Raw genomic sequence first — 26,011 nt, 5'->3', positions numbered from 1 at the left:
TCGCAAATCCGGCCTGCGGCCAAGGGTTGCGAGCCCGGAACATTTTGCAGCGCAGCGAATTGTGCCCCAGCCATGATCATTTCCAGCAGCCCGCGCCTGAGCCGAATCGTCCGCGATGTGTGGCGTCCGCTGACCGTGCTGGCGGTCTGGGACATCATCGTCACCATCGCCTATTTCGAGCTGCCGTTCCGGGCACCGGAGCTGCCGCTGACCATTTTCGGTACCGCGCTCGGCCTGTTCATTGGGTTCCGCGCCAATTCGGCCTATCAGCGATGGTGGGAGGGGCGGACGCTGTGGGGCGCGATGATCAACGCATCGCGCAGCCTGTCGCGCAGCGTCATCGCGTTTTTGCCCGACACGCCCGATGCGGCCCGCGAATTGAAGCGATCGATCGTCCTGCGCCACGTCGCCTATGTCCACGCGCTGCGCGGGCAATTGCGTCGCCTGCCCGAGCATCCCGACGTGCACCGTATCCTGGGCCGGGAAGAGGCGGCCGAGGCGCTGTCCTTTGCCAACCCGGCCAATGCGCTGAACACCGGCAATGCCCGCCGCATCGACGAGGCGCGCCGCAATGGATGGATCGACACCATCCAGCAGGCGCAGATCGAAAGCGTGATGGTGGACATCTCAAACGCACAAGGCGGGATGGAGCGGATCAAGAACACGCCGCTGCCGATGCAGTACCGGTTTTTTCCGGCGTTCTTCACCCGGCTGTTCTGCGTCCTGTTGCCCATCGGCCTGGTCGAGACGCTGGGCTGGGCGACGCCGGTCGGATCGACGCTGGCCGGCCTGATGTTCCTGGCAGCGCTGCGCATCGGCGACGACCTGACCGATCCGTTCAGCAATACCGAACATGACGTGCCGATGACCGCGATGTGCGGGACGATCGAAATCGACCTGAAGCAATCCATCGGCGACGAGGCACCCCCGCCGGTCACGCCCATCAAGAATGTGCTGTGGTAGGGAAATCTGCTATCGATCGCATGATTCAGGCCGGATGTGCGGGGGCAGGGCATGGCATGGGGAAACATCGTCTGGGCAACGGCGCGCATCCTGTTCGGGCTGTTCTTCATCCTGTCCACGGTCATGATCATCGTCCGTTTCGGCGGCGACCATCCGCCGGAGGCCGTGGCTGAGGCCGCAGATTTCACCGGCGCATTGAACCGCAGCGGATTTGCCAATCCCATGCTGATCGCCTTGTTCCTGGTCGCGGGAACGGCATTGCTGTTCAAGCGGACGGCGGCACTGGGACTGGTCTTGCTGGCCCCCGCAATCGCGCTGATCACCGCGTTTCACTGGGTGCTGACCCACAGCTATGTCTGGGGCAGCATCTGGGCGATCTGGTGGCTGGCGCTCACCTGGCATGAGCGCGGGCGGCTGATGCGGTTGATCGAACCCGCCTGATCCGGGATTTTCCGTTGCCAATCTGTTCCGGCAAACGCACAAGCAGGGGGTGAACGTCGCCCTGCCCCACCCCGCCCTTCACGCCAGCCATTCGGGGGTGTGGGTCAGCGATGGCGAGGGCACGCGGGCCATTGGCCGGGGCGAGGCGATCCGCATGGCGGCGGATACGCCGGTGATCCTGCTCAACGCGCCGCTGGTCGCCGCCCGGCTGGGCTATGCCGACCTGTCCGGGCTGGACGTGCTGGAGCTGTTCGCGTTCCTGCATCCGGCCCGGTTCCTGGTGCCGACGCCAGCCGGACTGGCGCGGGAACTGGCGCTGGCGATGCCCGGCGACGATTCGGGCATCGCTGCGATGCTGCGAGCGGCGACCGTGCGGCTGATCGAGCGGGCGGGCGAGAACTGGCCGGAGCGCGAAGGGGCGTGGCACGCGCTGGAATCGCTGGCCCGCGCGCGATGGCCCTGGGCGCCGGTGCTGGCCGCGCATGTACGCAAGCCCAAGACAGCCGAGCGATGGCTGTTCACCAAGCTGACCGAATGGGAGGAAGGACCGCCGCGCCCGCCCGCAAAGACCATCGCGATCGAGCCGGAAGAGGCGGTCGCTCGGCTGCGTCAGTTGACCGGGGCGGGTGCGGAGCAGCGTGAGGGCCAGCGCGCCTATGCCGCCGCCGCCGCGCAAGCCTTTGCCCCGCGCGACCGGCGCGATGCGCCCAACATGGTGCTGGCCGAGGCGGGGACAGGCATCGGCAAGACGCTGGGTTACCTCGCCCCCGCCTCGCTCTGGGCCGAGAAGGCGGGCGGCGCGGTGTGGATTTCCACCTTTACCAAGGCGCTGCAGCGGCAATTGTCGGCGGAGGGAGAACGGCTGTTCCCCGATCCCGCGATCCGGCGACAAAGGATCGTGACGCGCAAGGGGCGGGAAAATTACCTGTGCCTGCTGAACCTTGAGGACGCGCTGCAGGGCGGCTTTGCGGGGCGGGCGGCGATCCTGGCGCATCTGGTCGCGCGATGGGCCGCCTATACCGCCGATGGCGACATGGTGGGCGGCGACCTACCCGGATGGTTGCCGACGCTGTTCCGGCGCAACGGATCGACCGCGCTGACCGACCGGCGGGGCGAATGCATCTATGCCGGGTGCCCGCATTACCGGAAATGCTTCATCGAACGCGCGGCGCGCGATTCGGCGCAGGCGGACCTGGTGATCGCCAATCACGCGCTGGTGATGGTGAACGCGGCGCGCGGGCGCGAGACGGCGAACCGGCCGACCCGTTATGTCTTCGACGAGGGTCATCATCTGTTCGACGCCGCCGATGCGATGTTTTCCGCCGCGCTGACCGGGCAGGAGGCCATCGAACTGCGCCGATGGGTGATGGGGCCGGAGGGGACGAGCCGCGGGCGGCGCCGCGGCCTTGCCGCGCGGCTGTCCGATGTCGCCAGCTATGATGCCGAGGGGGCGCGGGCGATCGGCGATGCGGTGCACGCGGCACAGGCGCTGCCCGGCGATGGCTGGTTGCAGCGATTGAACGAAGGCGAGCCGTTCGGGCCGGTCGAACGGCTGCTCGCCGAGGTGCGGGGCCTGGTTTATGCGCGCGCCGAGAAGAATGTGGAGGCCGGATACGGCCTGGAGACCGATTTGGCCGAGCCATCGGCGGCACTGATCGAGGCGGCGGGACCGGCGGCGGACGCGCTGGAGGCGCTGATGCGGCCGCTGGTCGTGCTGGGGCGGCGGCTGGAAGCGTTGGTCGAGGAGGGGCCGGACTGGATGGACGGCCCGGCGCGGGCGCGGATCGAGGGCGCGATTGCTTCGCTGGGCTGGCGGGTCGATCTGGTCGGGGCATGGGCGGCACTGAATGCGCGGATCGGCGGGCCGGCGGATGCGCAGTTCGTCGACTGGCTGGCGGTGGACCGGATCGACGGACGCGAGGTAGATGTGGGGCTGCACCGGCACTGGCTGGATCCGACGGTGCCGCTGGCGCGAACGGTGCTGGAGCCGTCGCACGGGGTGCTGGTGACGTCGGCGACGCTGCGCGCGGGCGGCGACTGGCCGGTGGCGGAGGCGCGGAGTGGTGCCGTCCACCTGCCCCGCCCGGCGGAACGGTTCGAGGCCGCGAGCCCGTTCGATTATGCGCGCCAGGCCGAGGTGTTGATCGTGACCGACGTGCCGAGGGGCGACATGGCGGCGCTGGCCAATGCCTATGGCAAGCTGATCCTGGCATCGGGGGGCGGTGCGCTTGGCCTGTTTACTGCGATCCGGCGGCTGCGCGCGGTGCATGCGCGCATTGCCGACCGGTTGGCGCGCGAGGGGCTGCCGCTGCTGGCGCAGCATATCGACCCGATCGACACGGGCACGCTGGTCGACATTTTCCGCGACGATCCCCACGCGAGCCTGATCGGGACCGATGCCCTGCGCGACGGGGTGGACGTGGCGGGCCATTCGCTGCGGCTGGTGGTGATGGAGGGCGTGCCCTGGCCCCGGCCGGGCGTGCTGCACGCGGCGCGGCGGCTGGCGGGCGGGGGCAGCGCCTATGACGACCGGATTGTGAGGGCGCGGCTGGCCCAGGCGTTCGGGCGGATGATCCGGCGGGCGGACGACCGGGGGCTGTTCGTGCTCTTGTCCGCTGCGATGCCGTCGCGCCTGTTGAGCGCTTTCCCCTACGGCACGCCGGTTCGCCGGGTGACGCTGGACGAGGCGGTTGCGGCGGCAAGGCGGCTTTCAATTGCGCCCGCACTGGGGCATGAGGCGACGGAGACGGCGGCACCGCGCCGCACAGAGGATGTCCGGCCGGAGCTTGAATGAAAACGCTGATCCTGCTTCGCCATGCCAAATCGGGCTGGGACGATCCGGTCGCGCGGGATTTCGACCGGCCGCTCAATGCCAAGGGCGAACGCGCGGCAGAGGCGATGGGCCGCCATGCCCGCGCCATCGGGCTGACGTTCGACCGGATGATCGCATCCCCGGCCAAGCGGGTGAGCGAAACCCTCGAACATTTCGCCACCGGCTATGGCGCGGCCATTGCGCCGGAATGGGATCGGCGCGTCTATCTCGCCTCGCCCGGCACGCTGCTCGACATCGTTCACGAGCAACCCGACAGCATCGATCGGCTGATGATCGTCGGCCATAATCCGGGGCTGGAGGAACTGGTGCTCGACCTGGTGCCGGAGGGCGGGGACGACCGGTTGCGCGCGCTTGTCGAGCTGAAATACCCGACCGCCGCGATCACGGTGATGAACGTGGGCGACCATTGGAGCGATGCGGGTACCGGCAGCGCCCGGCTTGCCCGGTTCGTCCGACCGCGCGACGTCGATCCGTCGCTCGGCCCCGACCGGGACTGAACCGGACCGGTCGTCAGTCGGCCGCCAGCAGCGCGGCCATGCGGTTGCGAAGCGCCCTGAGCGCCGAACGGGAATCCGTTGCGGACGTGCCGTCGGCGATGGTGCCGGGCCGCCCCTCTGTCGCCAGCAATTGCTGCACGCCGCGGATGGTATAGCCCTGTTGCGTCAGCAGGGCGTGGATGCGGCGGGCCAGCGCCACATCCTCCGGCCGATAGTAACGGCGCTGCCCGGCGCGTTGCAGCGGGCGCAACTGGCGAAAGCGGCTTTCCCAGAAACGCAGGCGATGCTGCGGCACCCCCAGTTCGTCGGCCAGTTCACCGATGGTCCGAAATGCGGTGTCCGATTTGGCACCCACCCCACGCACCGTGGATCAGCCTGCGCTCGCCAGCGTATCGCGCATCGTCTGGCTGGGACGGAACGTCAGCACGCGGCGCGGCGCGATCGGCACCTCGACCCCGGTCTTGGGATTGCGGCCGATGCGTTCGCCCTTGTCCCGCAGGATGAAGCTGCCGAAGCCGGAAATCTTGACATTCTCGCCCTTGGCCAGGGCATCGCACATATGGGACAGGATCTGTTCGACCAGCTTGCCGGAATCGGTGCGGGACAGTCCGACCTGCAGATGCAGCGCCTCGGCAATGTCGGCGCGGGTCAATGTGCCCCCTGACGTCATGTGCTTCATCCTCTGTTCTTTGTTTTGCACCCTAAAAGCGGTGGTAACATAACGAGATGCGAACACAAAGCTGTGGCTCGGGCGGTCATTGTAGCGGCCGGCAGGTCCGGCCCGATCCTGTCCCAGGGCGGGACGGATCAATAGCGGACGATCGCCGCACCCCAGGTAAAGCCGCCGCCCATCGCCTCCAGCACCAACAGGTCGCCGCGCTGGATCCGCCCGTCGCGCACCGCCGTATCCAGCGCCAGCGGGACCGAGGCCGCCGACGTATTGGCATGGCGGTCGACAGTCACGATCACCTTTTCCGGCGCCAGATCGAGCTTGCGGGCCGTGGCGTCGAGGATGCGGGCATTGGCCTGGTGCGGGACCACCCAGTCGACATCGGCAGCGGTCAGCCCGGCGACACCCAGCGCCTCGTTCATCACCGAAGCCAGGTTGACGACGGCGTGGCGAAACACCTCCCGCCCCTTCATCCTGAGCTTGCCGACCGTCCCGGTGGTCGACGGCCCGCCATCGACATAGAGCAGGCCGTTGTGGCGGCCATCGGCATGGAGACGGGTGGCGAGGATACCGTTATCGGCATCCGCCTGCCCCTCCAGCACGATCGCGCCAGCGCCGTCGCCGAACAGGACGCAGGTCGCGCGGTCCTCCCAATCGACGATCCGGCTGAAGGTTTCGGCACCGATCACCAGCGCGCGGGCGGCCGCCCCGGCCCGGATCATGCTGTCGGCCACCTGGACCGCATAGAGAAAGCCCGAACAAACCGCTGCCACGTCGAACGCGACGCAATCGTCGATCCCGAGCGCTGCCTGAACCAGCGTCGCCGTAGCCGGAAAGGTCTGATCGGGCGTTGCCGTGGCCAGCACGATCAGGTCGATCCCCTGCGCATCCAGACCGGCTGCGGCCAGGGCTGCGCGGGCGGCATCGGTGGCCAGCGTCGAGGTCGTCTCCCCCTCGCCCGCGATGTGCCGGTAGCGGATGCCCGTGCGCTCGACGATCCATTCGTCGCTGGTGTCGACCGTGGCGGCCAGATCGGCATTGGATACGCGGCGGGCGGGAAGCGCGGAGCCGGTGCCCAGGATGACGGAGCGGATCGACATGTCGGTCAGGCCGCGCGCGCTTCGAAATTGCCAAGATCCTCGGCAATCCGGCGGGCGAGATCGTCGCGCACCATCTTGGCAGCGACGGTGATGGCATGGCCGACGCCGACTTCGTTCGCGCCGCCATGGCTTTTGACCACCAGGCCGTTCAGCCCCAGAAACACCGCGCCATTGTGATTGTTGGGATCCAGGTGATGCCGCAGCAATTCAGTCGCCGGCCGCGAGATGAGGAAGCCGATCTTCGATCGGATCGACGACCGAAAGGCGCGTTTCAGCAGATCGGCGACGAACCGGGCGGTACCCTCCGCCGTTTTCAGCGCAATGTTGCCGGTAAAGCCGTCGCACACGATGACATCCACTTCGCCGCGCGACAGCCGGTCGCCCTCGATGAACCCGGTGAATTCAAGCGGCAGGTGCGGCGCGGCGCGAAGGGCAGCGGCGGCATCGCGCACCACGTCGTTCCCCTTCAGCTCCTCGGTCCCGATGTTCAGCAGGGCGACGCGGGGCCGGGCGAGATCGAGTGCGGTGCGGGCATAGGCCGCGCCCATCACCGCGAACTGAACCAGGTTGCGCGCGTCCGATTCGGCATTGGCGCCCAGATCCAGCATCACCGTATCGGTATCGCCCAGGCTGGGCAGCAGCGCGGCCAGCGCGGGCCGTTCGATGCCGGGCATGGTGCGCAGCGACAGCTTGGCCATCGCCATCAGCGCGCCGGTGTTGCCAGACGAGATCGCCGCCCCCGCCTTGCCCTGCTTCACCAGATCGATCGCCATGCCCATCGAACTGGTCTTGGCCCGGCGAATCGCCTGGCTGGGCTTGTCGTGACCGCCGATCACTTCGGGCGCGTGCACGATCTGCGATGCGGCCGACAGGTTGGGGTGATCGGCCAGACCGGCGCGGATCGCCGCTTCGTCGCCGACCAGATAGAAGCGGAGGCCGTCCATCCGGCGACGTGCCGCAGCAACCCCCGCCAGCATGACATCCAGGCCCTTGTCACCGCCCATCGCATCGACGGCGAGCCACGAGCCTTGCGTCATCGTTCAGAAAACCCCGTTGTCCGGTAAGGGATCAGCCCTCGACCGACACCACTTCACGACCATTGTAATGGCCGCAGGCATTGCAGAGATTGTGCGGACGCTTCAGTTCGCCGCAATTCGGGCATTCCTGGAACGCCTCAACGCTCAGCGCGTCATGCGCACGGCGCATGCCACGGCGGGAGGGCGAAGTTTTTCTCTTGGGAACGGCCATCTCGGCACCTTCTAATTCGCAACAGCAGCTTGGGTTCAGGCCGCGATACGCCCAGTCCATCAACCGGGCAAGCCGCACGTTCAACGCGCCGCTCGCCCGACCAGCGGTCAGGCAGGTCGCGGAACGAGCGAGCGCCTATACCGATTTTCCGCGCGGTTGCAAGCGCAGGGGGGCTGTGCCAGCATCGGTGGCGAATGAAAACCAGTTGTTGCGGGGGGAAGCACCGAAATGACCATCGTCCTGCCGGTGGCGCTGACGACCACGGCTGCCTGTGCGCTGATTAATTTCTGGCTGGCCACCCGCATCCTGAAATTCAGGTTCAAGGACAAGATCCTGTACGGCGATGGCGGCAACGAACGCATGGCCGCGCGGATGCGGGCACAGCTGAACTTTGCCGAATATACGCCGATTGTGCTCATCCTGATCGCGCTGATCGAGCTGGGCGCGGGCACGTCGCCGTGGCTGTGGCTGGCGGGCGGCATCTATGTGGTCGGACGGGTGCTGCACGCATTCGGCATGGACGGATGGCTGCCCGGCCGACAGGCTGGAACGGCCGCGACCTTTACCACCATGATCCTGCTGGCCGCAGCCGCGATGGCCATCCCCTATCTGACGCCGGCATCGCCCCGTGCGGTCGAGGTGACGATCACACCCCCGCAATAAGTTGCCCGACCGCGGTCGCGAATCGGGTCGCGGGTCATCCCCGCCCCACCCTAGCGCCCGGCAAGCACCGAATCGGCGACGATTGGGTTGGTACGGCGTTCATGACCGAAGCTGCTGGTGGGGCCGTGACCGGGCACGAAGTGAGTCGCATCGCCCAGCGGCCAGAGCCGACCGGTGATCGATGCGATCAGATCGTCGAAATTGCCCAGCGGAAAATCCCAGCGGCCGACCGATCCCTGGAACAATACGTCGCCCACCACCGCGAAACTCGACGGCGCGTGATGGAACACGACATGACCCGGCGTGTGGCCCGGGCAGTGATAGACGTCGAGCACCAGGTCGCCGACCGTCACCTGATCACCGTTCACCAGCCACCGGTCCGGTTCGAAGGGTTCGCCGCGCACGCCGTAAGCCGGGCCGTCATCCTTCAGCCGCGCGATCCAGAACCGGTCCGCCTCGTGCGGCCCTTCGATCGGCACGCCCAGCTGCTTCGCCAGCGTGCCGGCCTCGCCGCAATGATCGATATGGCCATGGGTGATCAGGATCTTTTCGACCGCCACGCCCAGCTTCTCGGCGGCGGCGACCAGCTTCTCGATTTCCGCGCCGGGATCGGTGAACGCGCCGCGCATCGTTTTCGTGCACCAGAGCAACGTCGCATTCTGTTGCAGCGGCGAGACGGGGAGGATGGCGACGCGCATCGGGGGCTGGGTCATGGCGGGTGAAGTAGAGGCTTGGGCCGCGGCGGACAACCGGGGCTTGCCCTGACGCCGCGTGCGGGCCAAGCGGGGCGCATGGCCATCGACCGTTCCCAGCCCTTTGTCCTGATCGACGATGCGCGACCGGGCGGCCGGGCCATGCTGTATTCGCGGCCCAGGCGGACGATCCTGGCGGCAAGCCCCGATGCGGTCGGGCCAGCGCTTGCCGAGGTCCGGGAGGCGGGGGCGCAGGGCCTGCACGCCGCCGGGTTCGTGAGTTACGAGGCCGGGCACGCACTGGAGCCGCGCTTTGCGCCCTTGATCCGCGCGCCGGCGGGCGGCCTGCCCCTCATCTGGTTCGGGCTGTTCGAGGTGGCGGAACCGGTCGATGCCGCCACCCTCCTGCCCGATGCGGAGGGCGCTTGGATCGGCGCGGCGGAACCGGCCATTCGCCGGGACGCCTATCTGGCGGTGTTCAAGCGGGTGCAGGATTTCATCCGCGCAGGCGATATTTATCAGGCCAACCTGACCTTTCCCGCCGCCGCGCCGGTGATCGGCGATCCGCTGGCCATCTATGCCCGGCTGCGCGCGCGGTCGCTGGCGGGGCACGGCGCGCTGGTATGGACCGGCGACGACTGGCTGATCAGCCTGTCGCCCGAGCTGTTCTTCACGCTGGACGGACGAACCGCGACGGTGCGGCCGATGAAAGGGACGGCGGTGCGGGGTGCCGATGCGGATGCAGACCGTGCTGCGATGGAAGGGTTGCGGGCGGACGAAAAGCAGCGCGCCGAAAACCTGATGATCGTCGACCTGATGCGCAACGACCTGTCGCGGGTCGCGGTGCCGGGCAGCGTGCGCGTGCCGGAGCTGTTCCGGGTGGAAAGCTATCCGACGGTGCATCAGATGGTGTCGACCGTGACCGCCGACCTGACCGAGAATCAGGATGCGGTTTCCGCCCTGACCGCGCTGTTTCCCTGCGGATCGGTGACGGGTGCGCCCAAGATCCGGGCGATGGAAGTGATCCATGCGGTCGAGGCTGGGCCGCGCGGGGCCTATACCGGCGCCATCGGTGCCATCGCGCCGGGGGGGCATGCCACGTTCAACGTCGCCATCCGCACCCTGCACCTGAAACCCGGTGCGGGTCGCGCGATGCTGGGGCTGGGATCGGGGGTAGTCGCCGATTCCACTGGTGCGGATGAATGGGACGAATGCCTGGCCAAGGCGCGGTTCCTGACCGCCGGGCAGCGGCCCGTGGACCTGATCGAGACGATGGGATTTCACCCCGACCGGGGAATCGTGCGGCTGGACCATCACCTGCGCCGGATGCGGGCAAGCGCGCGTGCACTGGGCCGCCCGTTCGACCGGCATGCAGCCCGCAACGCGCTGCAGACGGCGACATTCCGGCTGGACGGGGCAGCGCGCATCCGCCTGCTGCTGGGGGCAAGCGGCGCCATCGCCATCGAGACGGGACCGATGCCGCCCGCCCCCGACGGACCGGTCGATGTCGCCATCGTGCCGATGAAAGTCGTGCCGGACGACTTTCGCCTGGCCCACAAGACCAGCGACCGCGCATTCTATGACGATTCGCGCCGGGCGGCCGGGACGTTCGAGGTGCTGTTCGAGCGACCGGACGGATTGCTGACCGAGGGAAGCTTTACCAGCCTGTTCGTGCCCCTGACCGATGGCCGCTACGCCACGCCGCCCCTGACCGATGGCCTGTTGTCCGGTGTGCTGCGCGCCGAGATGATCGAGGCGGGGCTGGCGGTGGAGCGTTCACTGACCCGTGCCGATCTGGCGCAAGGATTTTGCGTGGGAAACAGCCTGCGCGGACTTAATGTTGCGCGGCTGGTTGCGAAACCGGGCAGCGGCTGATAAGCGCGCGCCGCGCCATTTCCTTCCCATCCAACGTCAGGCCAAACCGATGAAGCCCTCCGCCGCGCTCGACCGCATCCAGCCTTCGCCCACGCTCGCCGTCACGTCGCGCGTGCTGGAATTGAAGCGCGAAGGCGTGGACGTCATCGGGCTGGGCGCCGGCGAGCCGGATTTCGACACCCCGGACTTCATCAAGGAAGCGGGGATGGAGGCCATTCGCCAGAACAAGACCCGGTATACCAATGTCGACGGCACGGCCGAATTGAAGGACGCGATCGTCGCCAAATTCAAGCGCGACAACGGCCTGACCTATGCGCCCAATCAGATCAGCGTGAACGTGGGCGGCAAGCACACGCTGTTCAACGCGCTGGTCGCGACCATCGATGCGGGCGACGAGGTGGTGATCCCGGCACCCTATTGGGTCAGCTATCCCGATGTCGTCCAGTTTGCAGGCGGGACGCCGGTATTTGTCGCGGCGGGCGCCGACCAGAATTACAAGATGAAGCCGGAACAGCTGGAAGCAGCGATCACCCAGCGGACCAAGTGGGTCATCCTGAATTCCCCGTCCAACCCGACCGGCGCGGGCTATACCGCCGACGAGCTGCGCGCGCTGGGCCAGGTGCTGGACCGGCACCCGCATGTCTGGATCCTGGCCGACGATATGTACGAGCATATCGTCTATGACGGGTTCGAGTTTGCGACCATCGCTCAGGTGTGCCCCGGCCTGTACGACCGTACCCTGATCCTGAACGGCTGTTCCAAGGCCTATTCGATGACCGGCTGGCGCATCGGCTTTGCGGCGGGTGCGCCCTGGCTGATCAAGGCGATGGCCAAGCTGCAGTCCCAATCGACCAGCAATCCTTGTTCCATCGCGCAGGCGGCGGCGACGGCTGCGCTCACCGGCGACCAGTCGTTCCTGGGCGAACGCAATGCCGCGTTCCAGAAGCGCCGCGATCTGGTGGTGGGCATGCTGAACGACACGCCCGGCTTTACCTGTCCGGTGCCGGAGGGCGCGTTCTATGTCTATCCCGACATCTCCGGGATCATCGGCAAGTCGACGCCGGGCGGGATGCGGATCGAAACGGACGAGCAGTTCATCGCCTATCTGCTCGACGACTACCGCGTGGCGGCGGTGCAGGGTGCGGCGTTCGGCCTGTCGCCCGCATTCCGCATCAGCTATGCGACGTCCGACGCCGTGCTGAAGGAAGCGTGCACCCGCATCCAGGATGCCGTCAGCAAACTGCGCTGACCCGGAAACCGACGAAACGCATTGTTTCAGGGTTGATAGGGAAAAGCGGCCGCCCGGCCCTTGCCCATACATCTGACAGTCACGATCTGTCCCCTATCACCGGCCCCGATGCGCACTGATTGTGCGCGACCGCCGACCGGACCAACAAAAGATCACAGGTGAGTTATGCGCCGCTTGCTGGCCAGTTCGTTCACGCATCGATTTTTCGCGGGCTTTGCGCTGGGCGCCGTGCTCGTGCTGGGTGCCCAGCAGGGAATCGACCTTGATCCGTCGATTCCGCAGGCGGCGGCTGAAACCACCAGCGGGCGCTGACCGAACCTGTTGTCGATGGGATCGAGCCGGGCAATGATGCCGCCGATCCGCCGGAGACAGAAATGACGATGCGCTGGACCCTGCCCCTTGCCCTTGGCGGCGCTGCGATTGCCGCCATCACCCTGATGCCGGTCGCCGGTCATGCCGAAAAGGCGGTGCCGATCCCTGTCCCCGCAACCGATGCGCCGCGTGCCGGCGGATTGCAGACGGCGGTACTGGCCGGCGGCTGCTTCTGGGGCATGGAGGCGGTGTTCGAGCAGGTGAAGGGCGTCAAGGACGTGGTCAGCGGCTATGCCGGCGGCACCAAGGCGACCGCGACCTACGATCAGGTGCTGACCGAGACGACCGGCCATGCCGAGGCGATCCGCATCACCTATGATCCCGCCGTCGTCAGCTATGGTACGCTGCTGCGCGTCTATTTCTCGGTCGCGCACGATCCGACGCAGCTGAACCGGCAGGGACCGGATCGCGGCCCGAGCTATCGCAGCGCGATCTTTCCCCAGAATGCGCAGCAACAGCGGGTGGCCGCGGCCTATATCGCGCAGCTGGGCAAGGCCAAGGCGTGGAGTGGGCCGATCGTGACGAAGATCGAGCGCGGGCAATTCTATCCGGCCGAGGCCTATCATCAGGATTTTGCCCGGCGGAACCCCAATCACGGCTATATCGTGCGATGGGACAAGCCCAAGGTGGCGGCGTTCAAGGCCGGGTTCCCGTCGCTGGCGCGGTAACGCCTGGTGCCACTCAGATCAGGCCTAGCCCGGCCAGTTCGCCGACCAGCGCGGTCGGCATGACGTCCAACCCGGTCGCGTTGCCGCCGCCCATGTCCGGGGGCGCATCGGCCCCGTTCAGATAGCGCCAGCCCTGATGCGCGCGTTTCGGCGCGGGCTGGATGCGGACAAGCGGCAGTCCGATCAGGATGTCGACGCGCCCGCCCTCTGCCTCCGCAAAGCCCAGGATCGGATTGCGCGCGACCAGCTGGTGCTTGATGATCCAGAACAGCGACCCCTGCCCCGCAATCTCCTCGTGCCGCTTGGGCAGATAGCGGGTCGTCAGCCCGATCGGGCCGGGGCCGCGCGCGTTCAGGCGGTCGGTCAGATGGTCAAGGCTGGTGGCGCCGAAGGCGACCTTGGTCAGATGGAGGGCCATGGCCGTTATCTGGGGAACCGACCCCCTGCGGATCAAGCGCCGGCAAGCGGCAGGAACAGGCTGGCCAGCCCCAGAAACACCAGGAAGCCCATCGAATCGGTCGTCATCGTGACGAAGATCGACGATGCGATGGCGGGATCGGCCCGCCACCGGTCGAGCGTCAGCGGCACGATCACCCCGGCACATCCCGCAATGACGATGTTGCCCAGCATGGCCAGCGCAATGACGACCCCCAGCATCGCGTCATGGAAAATCGTGCCGACCACAACGCCGCTGACCCCGGCGACGGTCAGGCCGTTGAGCACCGCGATCGACATTTCGCGCCGCACCGCACGCCAGGTGTTGGATGACGTCAGCTGGTTCATCGCCAGCGCGCGCACGGTCACCGCCAGCGTCTGCGTCCCCGCATTGCCGCCAAGCCCCGCGACGATGGGCATCAGCACAGCGAGCGCGACCATCGATTCGATGGCGCCGCCGAAGAAATAGATCACCGCCGATGCGACGCTGGCGGTGAGCAGATTGGCGAGCAGCCAACGGATGCGGCCCCGATAGCTTTCGATCACCGGCTCGTTGATGTCGCCTTCGCCCGCGCCGGACAGGCGAAGAATATCCTCGCCCGCCTCTTCGGAAATAATGTGCACCACGTCGTCGACGGTGATCATGCCGACCAGCCGCCCATTGTCATCGACCACGGCGGCAGAGATCAGGCCGTATTTCTGGAAACGAAGCGCGACCTCCTCCTGATCCATGTCGACGGGGATCAGCGTCTGTTCGCGCTTCATGACGTCGCCGATCGACACGCTGCGCGGCGCGCGCAGGACCCAGGAAAGGTGACAGGTGCCGACGGGATGATGCGCGGGATCCACCACGAACACTTCCCAGAAATCGGTGGTCAGTTCCTCGTCCTGGCGCAGGAAATCCAGCACGTCGCCGACCGTCCAGTGTTCGGGCACCGCGATCAGTTCGCGCTGCATCAACCGGCCGGCGGATTCCTCAGGATAGGACAACGCCTCTTCGATGGCGGCCCGGTCGTCGGGATCGAGCGCGCGCAGCACCGCCTGCTGGTCGGCCTCCGCCATGTCCTCGATGATGGCGACGGCATCGTCGGTATCGAGTTCGGCCGCCAGATCGGCGACCTGGGTCGCGGTCAGCGCCTCGATCAGTTCGTCGCGGACCCAGTCGTTCAGCTCGGCAAGCACGTCGCCGTCGATCAGGCCGTGGATGGCAGACGCCAGCGCCGCGCGCTGATCGGCCGGGGTCAGTTCGATCAGGTCGGCGATATCGGCGGGGTGCAGGGGTTCCACCCGGTCGCGGGCGGTTTCGGTGTCCCCGGCCTCGACCGCGTCCAGCACGGCGCGCACGAATTCAGGTTTCAGCCGGTCGTCCTCGTCCAGTTCGCGGCCTTCGCCTTCGGCAGTGTCGGGCAGTTCGGTGTCGCTCATCGGCCGCCTCCCGTCATGTGCCGCACCCTGACGTCCCTAACCGCTGCATGGCACGGTGCCAATCATCGCCTGGCATCTTTGTCCGCACCGCCTGTCCCTGATCGGGCACGGCGCGCAGGGCATGGTTTGCCAGCCGGGCAGGCGCATCGTAAGGGGCGGCGTTCCTGTTTTCATCCCCCTTTGCGGAGCCAATGATGTCCGAACCATTTTCCACCCTGTCGCTGACACTGGACACCGGCGAGGTGACCATCCGCCTGCGTCCCGACCTGGCACCCAATCACGTCCAGCAGATCGGCGAGCTGGCCAATGAAGGTTTCTACGATGGCGTCGTCTTTCACCGCGTGATCGCCGATTTCATGGCGCAGGGCGGCGACCCGACCGGCCGGGGCAGCGGCGGTTCCAGCCGTCCGGACCTGAAGGCCGAGTTCAACAGCGAGCCGCACGTCCGCGGCACCTGTTCCATGGCCCGCACCGCCGCGCCGAACAGCGCGAACAGCCAGTTCTTCATCTGCTTCACCGACTTGCCGTTCCTGGACAAGCAGTACACCGTGTGGGGCGAAGTCACCGAGGGCATGGACGCAGTCGACGCGCTGCCCAAGGGCGAGCCGCCGGCGAAGCCCGGCAAGATCCTGTCCGCGCGCGCGAGCTGAAGCGATCGTCAGAAACCGACGTCACCCCGGCTCAATGCCGGGGTGACGCAAGGGATCGGCCTAAACCGTCCCCAGCGTTTCGATCAGCCAGTCATGGAACAGGCGCACCGGCCGCTGGTTGAGCGCCCGCGGGCGGCAGACGAACCAATAGCTGTACGCACTGTCGACATCGATATCGAACAGCCGCACCAGCCGGTCGTCGCGCGCATCGGCATAATGGCTTTCCAGCATGAAGGCGACGCCGATCCCCTGGGCCGCAGCCTCCAGCATCAGCGACCCCGAATCGAAATGGTCGATCGCCATGGGCGTCAGTTCGTCCAGCCCCGCCGCCTTGCACCATTCAACGAAGGTGTCGGGCATGTCCCGGTGGACCAGAACGGTCTGACCGGCCAGCTGGGCGGGATCGACCAGCGGCGCATTCCCCTCGATCAGGCGGCGCGAGGCGATGGCATAGACCTTGTTGCGGTCCAGCCGCCGCGCATAATAGGTCGGCTCCACCATCGGGGCCAAGATGATCGCCGCATCGATGCCATCGCCCAGCCGCGCCAGACTGTGCCCGCCGGTATCGACATCCAGATGCAGCCGGGGATGTTTTTCCCGCAATGCCGGTATTTTGGGGATCAGCCGCTGGGCCGCGAACAACGGCAGGACGTTGAGGCGCAGCCGCATCATCTCACTGCCGCTGATCATCGATTCCACCGCATCCGACAATCGATCGATCGCCGGTGCAATCTGGATCAGCAGCCGTTCGCCATCTTCGTTCAGGCGCAGCGCCTGATGCCGCCGTTCGAACAGCGCGCGTCCGACAAAGCGTTCCAGCGCCTGAACCCGCCGACTGAGCGCTGGCGACGACAGCGACAATTCCTCTGCCGCCGCCTTTAGCGAGCCGAGCCGTGCGACCTGCACAAAGGCCTCGATGGCGGTGAGGGGGGGCAGGCGGCGCATCCTGCGATATTGCGGTGCATCATTGCCGCTGGCAAGAGGCAGAAACAGGGGTTTTTTCCGGGCTTGTTCCGCCCATTAACGATGCAAAACAGTGAGTGTTGCAACTTTTGCAACAATGTGTGTTCATTTCGCACTTGCACAATCTCGTGCTGCACCGCACACAGGTCGTGCCTTTCAGGCATCCTCTCCTAAACTAATTCGGCCGATCCGTTCACTGGGTCGGCCTTTTTTTTGTGCCAAGCTCGCCCCAGGGGTGCGATCTTCCTATTTGGGCCGTTGATTGCCCGGTATCGCAACCCGGCGGCACAAGGAGACAGCGGTCATGGCGGACGAGGACAAGCCGGTTCACCGATTGCAGGTGGCCCATGCGCGCGCCGAAGACAGCGGGCGCGGCCTGGCCCATCTGCCGCGCACGCTGATGGCGACGCTGGCGATCGGCGAGGGCGATGTCATCGAGATCGTCGGCAAGCGCACCACGCCTGCCCGCGCCGTCTATCCCTATCCCGAGGATGAGGGGCTGGCGATCCTGCGCATCGACGGGTTGCAGCGGGCCAATGCCGGTGTCGGCTCGGGTGATTTCGTCGAAATCCGCAAGGCCGAGAGCAAGGCCGCGACCCGGGTGGTGCTGGCCCCCGCGCAACAGAATCTGCGGCTGCAGGGATCGAGCCAGGCGCTGAAGCGCACCTTTTTCGGGCGGCCGCTGTGCCAGGGCGACATTGTGGCGACCGTCGGCCAGCAGCGGGTGTCCGACATTCCGCCCCAGGTTGCGCAGCATCTGCGCGCCCCCGCCTATGCGCTTCAGGAAATCCGCCTGTCGGTGATCGCCACCACGCCGCGCGGCGTCGTCCATATCGACCAAGATACCGAGATCGAGCTGCGCCCCGATTACGAGGAACCGGCGGACGCGCGCCGGGCCGACGTCACCTATGACGATATCGGCGGCATGGGCCCGACCATCGACCAGTTGCGCGAGATGGTGGAACTGCCGCTGCGCTATCCCGAGCTGTTCCAGCGGCTTGGCGTCGATCCGCCCAGGGGCGTGCTGCTGCACGGGCCGCCGGGCACGGGTAAGACGCGGCTGGCCCGCGCCGTCGCCAACGAATCGGACGCGCAATTCTTCCTGATCAACGGGCCGGAGATCATGGGCAGCGCCTATGGCGAATCGGAAGGCCGGTTGCGCCAGGTGTTCGAGGAAGCGGCCAAGGCGTCGCCCAGCATCGTGTTCATCGACGAGATCGATTCGATCGCGCCCAAGCGGGACCGCGTATCGGGCGAGGCGGAAAAGCGGCTGGTCGCCCAGCTGCTGACCCTGATGGACGGGCTGGAGGCGCGGGCCAATGTCGTGGTCATCGCGGCGACCAACCGCCCCGATGCGATCGACGAGGCGCTGCGTCGGCCGGGCCGGTTCGACCGCGAGATCATCGTCGGCGTGCCGGACGAGGCCGGGCGGCGCGAGGTGTTTGCGATCCATACCCGCGGAATGCCCCTGGATACCGATATCGACCTGGACGAGCTTGCCCGCACGACATTTGGTTTTGTCGGCGCCGATATCGCCGCGCTGACGCGGGAAGCGGCGATCGAGGCGGTGCGCCGGATCATGCCGCGCCTGAACCTGGCCGATCAGACCATCCCGCCCGAGGTGCTGGACAGCCTGTGCGTCGAGCGGCGCGATTTCGTCGAGGCATTGAAGCGCGTGCAGCCCAGCGCGATGCGCGAGGTGATGGTGCAGGCGCCGACCGTCCGCTGGGACGATGTCGGCGGGCTGGACGAAGCGCAGATGCGGCTGAAGGAAGGGGTCGAGCTGCCGATGCGCGACCCGATGGCGTTCCGGCGGCTGGGCATCCGCCCGGCCAAGGGATTCCTGCTCTATGGCCCGCCCGGCACCGGCAAGACGCTGCTCGCCAAGGCCGTGGCGCGCGAGGCGGAGGCGAATTTCATCGCCACCAAGTCATCCGACCTGCTGAGCAAATGGTATGGCGAGAGCGAGCAGCAGATTGCCCGGCTGTTCGCTCGCGCGCGGCAGGTGGCACCCTGCGTCATCTTCATCGACGAGCTTGATTCGCTCGTGCCGGCGCGTGGCGGCGGCATGGGCGAGCCGCAGGTGACGGAACGCGTCGTCAACACGATCCTGGCCGAGATGGACGGGCTGGAGGATCTGCAGTCGGTGGTGCTGATCGGCGCGACCAACCGGCCGGGCATGATCGACCCCGCCCTGTTGCGGCCGGGCCGGTTCGACGAGCTGATCTATGTCGGCGTGCCCGACGAGCCGGGGCGATTGCGCATCCTGACGATCCAGACGGCACGGATGCCGCTGGCCGACGATGTCGACCTGGCCGACATCGCCCGTCGGACGCCGCGCTACACGGGGGCCGATCTGGAGGATGTCGTGCGGCGGGCCGGGCTGGTCGCGCTGCGCGAGCGGCTGGATGCCGTGGCCGTGACGGCGGCGCATTTCGACGCCGCGATCGACGAGTCGCGCGCTTCGGTGACCGAGGAGATGGAGGAGGAATATCGCGCCATGTCCGACCGGCTGAAGCTGGGGGCGATGGCGGTCCAGCCCATCGGCTTCATCGCGCCCGGCATGGTCGAGGGGCGCGGACCCAAGGGCTAAACGATCAGGCCCGGCGGAACCGGGCGAGCGCGTAGGCCAGGAGCAGGATCAGCGCGGCGGCCGCCACCGCATAGGGGAGCGGCCGCCACAGTTCGTACATCGCCACCCCGACCGACGGGCCGAGGACGAAGGCGGCGCCGTTGATCGACGTGATCTTGCCCGCCACCGACCCTTGCGCCGATGCGCCCACCGCCAGCGACGCTCCGGCGGTGAAACCGGGGCGGACGAATCCGAAGCCCATAGACGCGACCGCAAAGCCCGTGGCGATCGCATACAGCCCGTCCGCCACCGCGATCCAGGCACAGCCGATGGCGGCCAGCAGGCTGCCCCAGACCACCAGCGGGCGAGGGCCGAGGTTCAGCGTGGGGATGATGCCCCATTGGACCAGCAGCGCGGCCCCCGCCCCCATCATCAGCACGATGCCCGTCGGCTCCAGCGCCGCCGCCGGAGCCAGCGCCAGCCGGTCGATGACCAGAAAGCCGATGGCCTGCCCCGCCATTGCCTGCGCATGGCCGGCCACCAGGCCGATGATCGTCCAGATGCGGATGCGCGGATCGAAATAGCCGACCGCGTCGCCCGGATCCGCCAGCGCCGCCGTCACCGCCGCGCCGGAGCTTTGCCCGCCGATGCTGGGATAGCTGTTGGCCGCGCCCTTCGCCGCCGGGTCGCCCACGGCCTGTGCGGGCAGCAGGCGCATGACCGTCAGCCCTACCAGAGCGCCGACCGCCGCAAAGGCGAAAGCCGGTCCTGCCAGTCCCAGCTGGACCCCGCCGACCGAGCCGAGCACCAGATAGGGCGACAGCGCCGGTCCGATGATCGTGCCCAGACCAAAGGCCGATCCGATGAGCGCCAGCGCGCGGGTGCGGTCTTCGCGGCTGGTGCGGGCAGCGACGATGGCCTGCACCGCAGGCGGGGCAGCGGCACCGAAGATGCCGTAGATCAGCCGCCCGCCGACGAACAGGACAAAGGCGGTGACAGGCGCGATCCAGCCATTGATCCCGGCCATCAGGAACAGGCCGCACAAAAGGATCGAGGCGGTGAAGCCCCAGATGCCGAGCAGCACCATGGCCCGGCGCCCCTGGCGGTCGGCCCGCCGCGCCCAGAAGGGGGCGGCCATGACCCAGAGCAGCGCCGACACCGAAAAGGCCGCCGCGACCGCACTGTCCGCCACGCCCAGCGACCGCCCGAGTGCCGGCAGCACCGATTGCAGCGCGGTATTGCCCGCCGCAATCACCAGCATGACCGCGAACAGGAGCGCGAAATCCCGGTCGAACCGCCCGGTCATGGCCGGTCCCAGCCATAGCTGCGCTCGACGCGGGTGACGTGCAGCCGATAGGCGCGATACCAGCAATCCCGCCCGGCATCCCGCATCGCTGCATGATCGGGATGATCGCGCCAGGCGATGGCGGCGGCGTCATCGGCCCAATAGCTGATCGTGACCGAGCGCCCCTGCCCGTCGGACAGATGATCGACCCCGCAATAGCCAGGCTGCCGGGCAGCGAGCCGGTCCATCGCATCGGCCGCCGCGGCATAGCCCGCCGGATCGTCGCCCGTCCGTTCGGACAGGAAGATGACGGCGATCTGGCCCTTGCGGCTCTGCATGGTCGTGCGATGAACCCGCCGACGCCCGAATTCAAGTCGCATGGCCGATTGACGTCACCCGCCCGGCACCACACATTTGGGCCATGGAAAAACTGATGCTGACCGACGACCAGTGGCGCGAACGCCTGTCCCCCGCCGCCTATCAGGTGCTGCGCCACGCCGGTACCGAGCGGGCCTTTGCCGGTGCACTGACCGACAACAAGGCGGACGGCACCTATCACTGCGCCGGATGCGGCCTGGCGCTGTTCGACAGCGCGGACAAATATGACAGCGGATCGGGCTGGCCCAGCTTTACCCAGCCAATTGCCGAGGACGCGCTGATCAACCACCGCGATGCCAGCCACGGCATGGTGCGCGTGGAGGTGGTGTGCGCCCGGTGCGACGGGCATCAGGGGCATGTGTTTCCCGACGGGCCGCCGCCCACGGGCCTGCGCTATTGCATCAATTCGGTCGCCATGGATTTCCAGCCGCGCGACGAGGATTGATCGCCAACCCCCTGAAACGGCGCTTGTCGCCGGTCGGTGGGGAGCCTATTCACCGGGTCATCCATGGCTAGGCGCAGCAAATCCGCATCCCCTTCCCGCTGGCGGCGGATCCTTGGCTGGACGCTCGGCATCGGCGCGGCCATCGGCATTGCCGGACTGATCGCGCTGGCCATCGCGGTCTACAGCGCCCGCGCCTCGCTGCCCAGTTACGAGGCGCTGAAGTCGTCGCCAAACGGCCAGATGATCCGGGTTCGCGCCGCCGACGGATCGATCATCCTGTCGCTTGGCCCCAGCTATGGCGAATGGATTCCGCACGATCAGATCCCGGCGGTGATGCGCGATGCGATGATCGCGGTGGAGGACCGGCGGTTCGACAGCCACCCCGGCGTCGATCCGGTCGCGCTGGCCCGCATCGCCAAGTTCGCCTGGGACAATTGGGGCAATGGCCGCCGGCTGCAGGGGGCGTCGACCATCACGCAACAGGTGGCGCGGACGATTTTCCTGTCCAACAAATATGATGTCGGCCGCAAGGTGCAGGAAATGGTGCTGGCGCTGGCGCTGGAGCGCAAGTTCAGCAAGGAACAGATCCTCGAACTCTATCTGAACAAGGTCTATTTCGGCGGCGGCGCTTACGGCATCGATGCGGCATCGCGGCGCTTTTTCGGCCATCCGGCGACCGAACTGAGCCTGGGCGAGGCGGCGGTGATCGCCGGGCTGGTCAAGGCGCCGTCCCGCTATTCCCCGTCCGCCGACGCCGAAGCGGCGGTGGGCCGTGCAGGCGTGGTGCTCGACCTGATGGTGGAAACCGGCGCGATCAGCGCGGGCCAGGCCGCAGCGACAGTGCCGAGCGAGGTCCGGCTGATCCCCCAGCCCCGCGAAAACAGCGTGCGATACTTCACCGACTGGGCGCTGCCGCAGCTGGAACTCCTGATCGACGAGCGCGACGCTCCGCTGGAGGTGTGGACCACGATCGATCCGGCGATGCAGCGCGCCGCCGATGCGGCGATCGATGCCAATGTCCCCGCAGGCGCACAGGGTGCGCTGGTCTCCATCGACGCCGACGGCGCGGTGCGGGCGATGGTCGGCGGCACCGATTACGTCACCTCGATCTACAACCGCGCGACGCAGGCGCAGCGGCAATCGGGATCGGCGTTCAAGCTGTTCGTCTATCTCGCGGCGCTCGAGGCCGGGTACAAGGCCGACGACATGGTGGTGGACGAACCCGTCACCATCAACGGATGGAGCCCGCGCAACAGCAATGGCCGCTTCGTCGGCGAGGTGTCGCTGCGCACCGCCTTTGCCTATTCGCTCAATACCATCGCCGCCAAGCTGGGCCAGGAAGTGAGTTTCGGCACCGTCGCCGACATGGCCCGCCGGTTCGGCATCACCACGCCGATCAATACCCAGCCGGCCATGGTGCTGGGCACCGCCGATGTCCGGCTGATCGACATGACCCGCGCCTTTGCCTCCGTGTCGCAGAACGGGGTCGCGGTTTCCCCCTATGGCATCACCCGGGTGACCGCCAACGGTGTCACCATCTATACGCAGGAAGTGGATACGTCGCGGGTGCTGGTCGCCCCGTTCGTCGCGGCGCAGATGACGGACCTGTTGCAGACGGCGGTGAACACCGGCACCGGCAAGGCGGCGCAGATCGGCCGGCCGGTGGCGGGCAAGACGGGCACGACCACGTCGAACAAGGACGGGTGGTTCCTCGGCTTTTCGAGCGGCCTGACGACGGGCGTCTGGATGGGCCGCGACGATGCCCGGGCCGTCGGCGGATTGCAGGGCGGCACCGCGCCAGCCCGCGCTTTTGCCGCGTTCATGAAACCGGCAGTGGCCAGCCGCCCCGTCGTCCCCTTTTCCACCGAAGTGACCCTGCCCGAATGGCAGACCGAACCGGACGACGAATCCTATTACGGATCGCCGGACAATGGCGCGTTCGTGGACGAGGACGGCAACCCCCTGCCCCCCGGCGACGGTCCCGCCTATCCCGGACAGGATCCCGCCGCCCGGCCGCCGGGGCCGGCTGGCGACGAGAGCTTCGACGAGTTCCTCGAACGGGCGACGCGCGGCAATGGCGATGAGCGGCCCACCCGCCAGCCCCAGGCGACGCCGGTGCCCGCCCCGTCGCCCCGATATCGCGAGCCGCCACCCGTGGTGCGCCCGACCAGCCGGCCGCCGACGGGCGAGGAATGAGGCGGTTCAGCCGATAACGCGGTGAAGCGTGCGGCCATGGCGTTTCAGCCATGCCATCGACGGCGCGGGATCGGCGCCGTACAGATCGGCCCAGAGCGCATGAAAGGCCGGGCCGTGGTTCATGTGCACCCGGTGGGCAACTTCATGCGCGGCAACGGCGCGCCGCACCTCGACGGGTGCCATCACCAGTCGCCAGCTGTAACGGATCGAGCCGCTGGCCCCGCAGCTGCCCCAGCGGCGGCGGGGATCACCGATGCCGACCCCGGTGACGCGGACGCCAGCCGTTGCCGCATAGTCCGCCGTATCCGCGCTCAGCCGGTCGAGCGCCGTCGCGCGCAGCCAGCGCAGCACTGCCGCGCCCAGCCGCTCGGGCGGCCCAGGACAGGCCAGCACATCCCCGTCCAGCCGGGGCAGACCGCGCGCGCCCGGATCGCGCCGGACAGTCACGGCCTGTCCCTCCACCATCAGCACGCTGCCATCCGCGATCACCGTTGCCGCTTCGATCCGGGCACGTTGCGCAGCGATCCATTCCCGGTGCCCGCTGGCCCAATCGAGCGCGGGCTGCAACGGCGCGCGGGGCGGCAGGGTGAGCGTCACCACGCCGCTGACCGGATCGACCGCCAGCTTCATCCGGCGCGCCCGCGGATGCCGGCGAACCTGGATGGCAGGGGCGGCCGTCACAGCTCGCGCTCGACCAGATGATTTTCCAGATCGCCGATATCGAGTTCGGATACCGTCCAGCCCCGCGTCGATTCACCCGCCCGGTGCACCGCCTCCCGATCACCGCAGACAAGGTAATGCCACTGGGGCAGCGGCTCTCCGGCCGCGCGCAACCGATAGGCGCAGGTGCGCGGCAGCCATTCGATGTCGCGGACATTGGCGGCGGACAGCCGGACGCATTCGGGAACATAGGCCCGGCGATTGCGGTAATCGGTGCACTGTCCCTGGCGGCGATCGAGGAGCTTGCAGGCGACATTGGTGGGATAGACCGCGCCGCTATCCTCATCCTCCAGCTTGTGCAGGCAGCATTTGCCGCATCCGTCGCACAGCATTTCCCATTGCGCGCGGTCAAGCTGGTCCAGGGGGGTGTCCTCCCAGAAACGGGTGGCGGTCACTTCACCCATTTCGCCAGCTCGTCGGCCACCGCCTGACCCGATTTTTCGGCCGGCAGCAGGGCAACCGGCTTGCCGTCCGGATCCATCAGATAGGCGATGTTGGTATGGCTCATCAGATAATTTTCGGGATCGGTGCCGCCCTCCCGCGAATAGACCGCGGCATAGGATTTGGCGACGGCGGCGATCTGATCCGGCGTCCCGGTCAGGCCGACGACGTTGTCCCCGAAGTTTTCCACAAATTCGCCCACAACCTTCGGCGTATCGCGCGCGGGGTCGATCGAGATGAATATGGGAACGACCCTGGACGCGCGGCCCGCATCCTGACGGGCGAACAGCTTTACCCCCTGGCCGATATTGGCCATGTCCACCGGGCAGACATCGGGGCAAAACGTGTATCCGAAATAGACGATACGGTATTTGCCGGCAAAGTCGGTGTCGCGCACGGTACGCCCGTCCGGTGCGGTCAGCGCAAACGGGCCGCCGATCCGCGCACCCTCAAGCGGCGGGGCGGCATCCGGCGCGCCGCAAGCTGCCGCCATCAACAGCAGCACCAGCGTAAACATGCGTGAAATGGCTTGATTCATGGTGCGATCAGCCATGATCTGTTAGCAGCCATGACTCAAGGTTCATCGTGAAAGAGTTTGCCCTGATGCGTCTGTTCGTTCCCGCCCTGATCGCCCTGGCCGCCGCCGGGGGCGTCGCGCCGCTGGCCGAGCCACTGGCCGCGCAGCAATTTTCGAAGGGTCATCAGTTCCTGGAGGCGGTGCGCGACGGCGACCTGAACAAGGTGCGCGAGATCCTGGGGGAGCCGGGGCAGCGGATCATCGACACCCGCGACCGCACCACGGGCGAGGGCGGGCTGCACATCGCGGTAAAGACCCGCAACCTGCTGTTCGTTCGCCTGTTGCTGGCCAATGGCGCCAATGCGAATCTGCAGGACGGCAACGGCAATAGTGCCGCGATGCTGGCCGTCGAACAGAATTTCGGCGAGGCACTGGACGTGCTGACCCGGTACAAGGCCAATTACAATCAGGGCAACCAGAGCGGCGAGACCCCGCTGATCCGCGCGGTCCAGCTGCGCAATGTCGACCTGGTCCGCCGGTTGCTGGCGGCAGGGGCCGATCCCGACAAGCCCGACAACCTGTCCGGCAGTTCGGCGCGCGATTATGCCAAGCGCGACACGCGGACGCCCGCGATGCTGCGCATGATCGAAGCGACGGAAAAGCCGAAGGCAGCAGCGGTTTCCGGCCCCACGCGTTGAGGCCTGGCCGCGTCC

Annotated in this window: 28 protein-coding genes; 14 read left to right on the top strand and 14 right to left on the bottom strand. The window is 67.4% G+C overall.

Annotated elements, in window-relative coordinates; genetic code table 11:
- The first annotated feature begins 72 nt into the window (after positions 1-72).
- The 4 genes from ACPVPU_RS02820 to ACPVPU_RS02805 are packed head-to-tail and all read left to right on the top strand — an operon-like array spanning position 73 to position 4,734.
- Complete coding sequence (locus tag ACPVPU_RS02820; protein ID WP_448659406.1) at positions 73-963, top strand: bestrophin family protein; 891 nt, start codon at positions 73-75, stop codon at positions 961-963.
- Positions 964-1,014: 51 nt separating this feature from the next.
- A complete protein-coding gene (locus ACPVPU_RS02815) occupies positions 1,015-1,404 on the top strand; it encodes a hypothetical protein (RefSeq protein WP_448659405.1) in 390 nt (129 codons plus the stop codon).
- A 49-nt stretch (positions 1,405-1,453) separates the two neighbouring features.
- Entirely contained in the window at positions 1,454-4,198 is a 2,745-nt protein-coding gene (locus tag ACPVPU_RS02810; RefSeq protein ID WP_448659404.1) for an ATP-dependent DNA helicase, read from the top strand.
- Positions 4,195-4,734, top strand: a complete 540-nt coding sequence (locus tag ACPVPU_RS02805; RefSeq protein WP_448659402.1) for a SixA phosphatase family protein — start codon at positions 4,195-4,197, stop codon at positions 4,732-4,734. Before ACPVPU_RS02810 ends, ACPVPU_RS02805 begins: the two co-directional genes overlap by 4 nt.
- Before the next feature lie 13 nt (positions 4,735-4,747).
- Here ACPVPU_RS02805 and ACPVPU_RS02800 read toward each other — a convergent pair whose 3' ends face one another.
- The 5 genes from ACPVPU_RS02800 to rpmF all read right to left on the bottom strand — a co-directional run bounded on the left by ACPVPU_RS02800 (position 4,748) and on the right by rpmF (position 7,752).
- Positions 4,748-5,098 (bottom strand): MerR family transcriptional regulator, encoded by a 351-nt coding sequence (locus tag ACPVPU_RS02800; protein ID WP_448659401.1) that lies wholly within the window; start codon positions 5,096-5,098, stop codon positions 4,748-4,750.
- A gap of 6 nt (positions 5,099-5,104) precedes the next feature.
- Positions 5,105-5,434 (bottom strand): integration host factor subunit alpha, encoded by a 330-nt coding sequence (locus ACPVPU_RS02795; protein WP_448660396.1) that lies wholly within the window; start codon positions 5,432-5,434, stop codon positions 5,105-5,107.
- Positions 5,435-5,541: 107 nt separating this feature from the next.
- On the bottom strand, positions 5,542-6,504 hold the full coding sequence (locus ACPVPU_RS02790; protein WP_448659400.1) for a beta-ketoacyl-ACP synthase III: 963 nt from the start codon (positions 6,502-6,504) through the stop codon (positions 5,542-5,544).
- A gap of 5 nt (positions 6,505-6,509) precedes the next feature.
- Complete coding sequence (plsX, locus tag ACPVPU_RS02785; RefSeq protein WP_448659399.1) at positions 6,510-7,541, bottom strand: phosphate acyltransferase PlsX; 1,032 nt, start codon at positions 7,539-7,541, stop codon at positions 6,510-6,512.
- 31 nt (positions 7,542-7,572) lie between these two features.
- Positions 7,573-7,752, bottom strand: a complete 180-nt coding sequence (rpmF, locus tag ACPVPU_RS02780; RefSeq protein ID WP_326523280.1) for a 50S ribosomal protein L32 — start codon at positions 7,750-7,752, stop codon at positions 7,573-7,575.
- 228 nt (positions 7,753-7,980) lie between these two features.
- Here rpmF and ACPVPU_RS02775 point away from each other — a divergent pair, with 228 nt between their 5' ends.
- Positions 7,981-8,415, top strand: a complete 435-nt coding sequence (locus ACPVPU_RS02775; protein WP_448659398.1) for an MAPEG family protein — start codon at positions 7,981-7,983, stop codon at positions 8,413-8,415.
- 50 nt (positions 8,416-8,465) lie between these two features.
- Here ACPVPU_RS02775 and ACPVPU_RS02770 read toward each other — a convergent pair whose 3' ends face one another.
- On the bottom strand, positions 8,466-9,128 hold the full coding sequence (locus tag ACPVPU_RS02770) for an MBL fold metallo-hydrolase (RefSeq protein ID WP_448659397.1): 663 nt from the start codon (positions 9,126-9,128) through the stop codon (positions 8,466-8,468).
- 78 nt (positions 9,129-9,206) lie between these two features.
- Between ACPVPU_RS02770 and pabB the strand changes: the two genes are divergently transcribed.
- The 4 genes from pabB (at position 9,207) to msrA (ending at position 13,271) form a co-directional block, all read left to right on the top strand.
- Complete coding sequence (pabB, locus tag ACPVPU_RS02765) at positions 9,207-10,982, top strand: aminodeoxychorismate synthase component I (RefSeq protein ID WP_448659396.1); 1,776 nt, start codon at positions 9,207-9,209, stop codon at positions 10,980-10,982.
- A 49-nt stretch (positions 10,983-11,031) separates the two neighbouring features.
- Entirely contained in the window at positions 11,032-12,231 is a 1,200-nt protein-coding gene (locus ACPVPU_RS02760; protein WP_448659395.1) for a pyridoxal phosphate-dependent aminotransferase, read from the top strand.
- Between the two features lie 165 nt (positions 12,232-12,396).
- Positions 12,397-12,543, top strand: coding sequence for a hypothetical protein (locus ACPVPU_RS02755; protein WP_448659394.1), 147 nt, complete (start codon positions 12,397-12,399; stop codon positions 12,541-12,543).
- Between the two features lie 125 nt (positions 12,544-12,668).
- Positions 12,669-13,271: a peptide-methionine (S)-S-oxide reductase MsrA gene (msrA, locus tag ACPVPU_RS02750; protein WP_448660395.1), complete on the top strand. Its 603-nt coding sequence runs from the start codon at positions 12,669-12,671 to the stop codon at positions 13,269-13,271.
- Positions 13,272-13,284: 13 nt separating this feature from the next.
- Here msrA and ACPVPU_RS02745 read toward each other — a convergent pair whose 3' ends face one another.
- Together ACPVPU_RS02745 and mgtE are read right to left on the bottom strand one after the other, a co-directional pair.
- Positions 13,285-13,689 carry a DUF1489 family protein gene (locus tag ACPVPU_RS02745; RefSeq protein ID WP_448659393.1) on the bottom strand — a complete coding sequence of 135 codons (405 nt, stop codon included), beginning with the start codon at positions 13,687-13,689 and terminating at the stop codon, positions 13,285-13,287.
- Positions 13,690-13,721: 32 nt separating this feature from the next.
- Complete coding sequence (gene mgtE / locus ACPVPU_RS02740) at positions 13,722-15,131, bottom strand: magnesium transporter (protein ID WP_448659392.1); 1,410 nt, start codon at positions 15,129-15,131, stop codon at positions 13,722-13,724.
- 194 nt (positions 15,132-15,325) lie between these two features.
- Here mgtE and ACPVPU_RS02735 point away from each other — a divergent pair, with 194 nt between their 5' ends.
- The gene (locus ACPVPU_RS02735; protein WP_448660394.1) at positions 15,326-15,781 is read left to right on the top strand and encodes a peptidylprolyl isomerase; all 456 of its coding nucleotides are present in this window, start codon (positions 15,326-15,328) and stop codon (positions 15,779-15,781) included.
- Between the two features lie 60 nt (positions 15,782-15,841).
- Here ACPVPU_RS02735 and ACPVPU_RS02730 read toward each other — a convergent pair whose 3' ends face one another.
- Positions 15,842-16,726 carry a LysR substrate-binding domain-containing protein gene (locus tag ACPVPU_RS02730; RefSeq protein WP_448659390.1) on the bottom strand — a complete coding sequence of 295 codons (885 nt, stop codon included), beginning with the start codon at positions 16,724-16,726 and terminating at the stop codon, positions 15,842-15,844.
- A 322-nt stretch (positions 16,727-17,048) separates the two neighbouring features.
- On the opposite strand from ACPVPU_RS02730, the gene ACPVPU_RS02725 reads away from it, so the two are divergent.
- The gene (locus tag ACPVPU_RS02725; protein ID WP_448659389.1) at positions 17,049-19,337 is read left to right on the top strand and encodes a CDC48 family AAA ATPase; all 2,289 of its coding nucleotides are present in this window, start codon (positions 17,049-17,051) and stop codon (positions 19,335-19,337) included.
- 4 nt (positions 19,338-19,341) lie between these two features.
- Here the strand turns inward: ACPVPU_RS02725 and ACPVPU_RS02720 are convergent, their stop codons facing one another.
- The gene (locus ACPVPU_RS02720; RefSeq protein ID WP_448659388.1) at positions 19,342-20,622 is read right to left on the bottom strand and encodes an MFS transporter; all 1,281 of its coding nucleotides are present in this window, start codon (positions 20,620-20,622) and stop codon (positions 19,342-19,344) included.
- Complete coding sequence (locus ACPVPU_RS02715; RefSeq protein WP_448659387.1) at positions 20,619-20,939, bottom strand: antibiotic biosynthesis monooxygenase; 321 nt, start codon at positions 20,937-20,939, stop codon at positions 20,619-20,621. Before ACPVPU_RS02715 ends, ACPVPU_RS02720 begins: the two co-directional genes overlap by 4 nt.
- A gap of 83 nt (positions 20,940-21,022) precedes the next feature.
- Here ACPVPU_RS02715 and msrB point away from each other — a divergent pair, with 83 nt between their 5' ends.
- Positions 21,023-21,424 (top strand): peptide-methionine (R)-S-oxide reductase MsrB, encoded by a 402-nt coding sequence (msrB, locus tag ACPVPU_RS02710; protein WP_448659386.1) that lies wholly within the window; start codon positions 21,023-21,025, stop codon positions 21,422-21,424.
- Between the two features lie 63 nt (positions 21,425-21,487).
- Positions 21,488-23,620, top strand: coding sequence for a PBP1A family penicillin-binding protein (locus tag ACPVPU_RS02705; RefSeq protein ID WP_448659384.1), 2,133 nt, complete (start codon positions 21,488-21,490; stop codon positions 23,618-23,620).
- A gap of 6 nt (positions 23,621-23,626) precedes the next feature.
- Here the strand turns inward: ACPVPU_RS02705 and ACPVPU_RS02700 are convergent, their stop codons facing one another.
- Genes ACPVPU_RS02700 through ACPVPU_RS02690 form a run of 3 tightly spaced genes read right to left on the bottom strand, consistent with a single transcriptional unit; the run spans position 23,627 to position 25,298 of the window.
- The gene (locus tag ACPVPU_RS02700) at positions 23,627-24,250 is read right to left on the bottom strand and encodes a M48 family metallopeptidase (RefSeq protein WP_448659383.1); all 624 of its coding nucleotides are present in this window, start codon (positions 24,248-24,250) and stop codon (positions 23,627-23,629) included.
- A gap of 47 nt (positions 24,251-24,297) precedes the next feature.
- Positions 24,298-24,744, bottom strand: coding sequence for a YcgN family cysteine cluster protein (locus ACPVPU_RS02695; protein ID WP_448659382.1), 447 nt, complete (start codon positions 24,742-24,744; stop codon positions 24,298-24,300).
- Positions 24,732-25,298 (bottom strand): SCO family protein, encoded by a 567-nt coding sequence (locus tag ACPVPU_RS02690; RefSeq protein WP_448659381.1) that lies wholly within the window; start codon positions 25,296-25,298, stop codon positions 24,732-24,734. The genes ACPVPU_RS02695 and ACPVPU_RS02690 overlap by 13 nt, the downstream gene beginning before the upstream one ends.
- A gap of 86 nt (positions 25,299-25,384) precedes the next feature.
- Here ACPVPU_RS02690 and ACPVPU_RS02685 point away from each other — a divergent pair, with 86 nt between their 5' ends.
- A complete protein-coding gene (locus ACPVPU_RS02685; protein ID WP_448659380.1) occupies positions 25,385-25,996 on the top strand; it encodes an ankyrin repeat domain-containing protein in 612 nt (203 codons plus the stop codon).
- Positions 25,997-26,011: the final 15 nt, after the last annotated feature.

Source organism: Sphingomonas paludis (genome assembly GCF_053502515.1).
The sequence above is the reverse complement of the archived record's forward strand: the minus strand, read 5'-3'. Positions and strand labels throughout refer to the sequence as shown.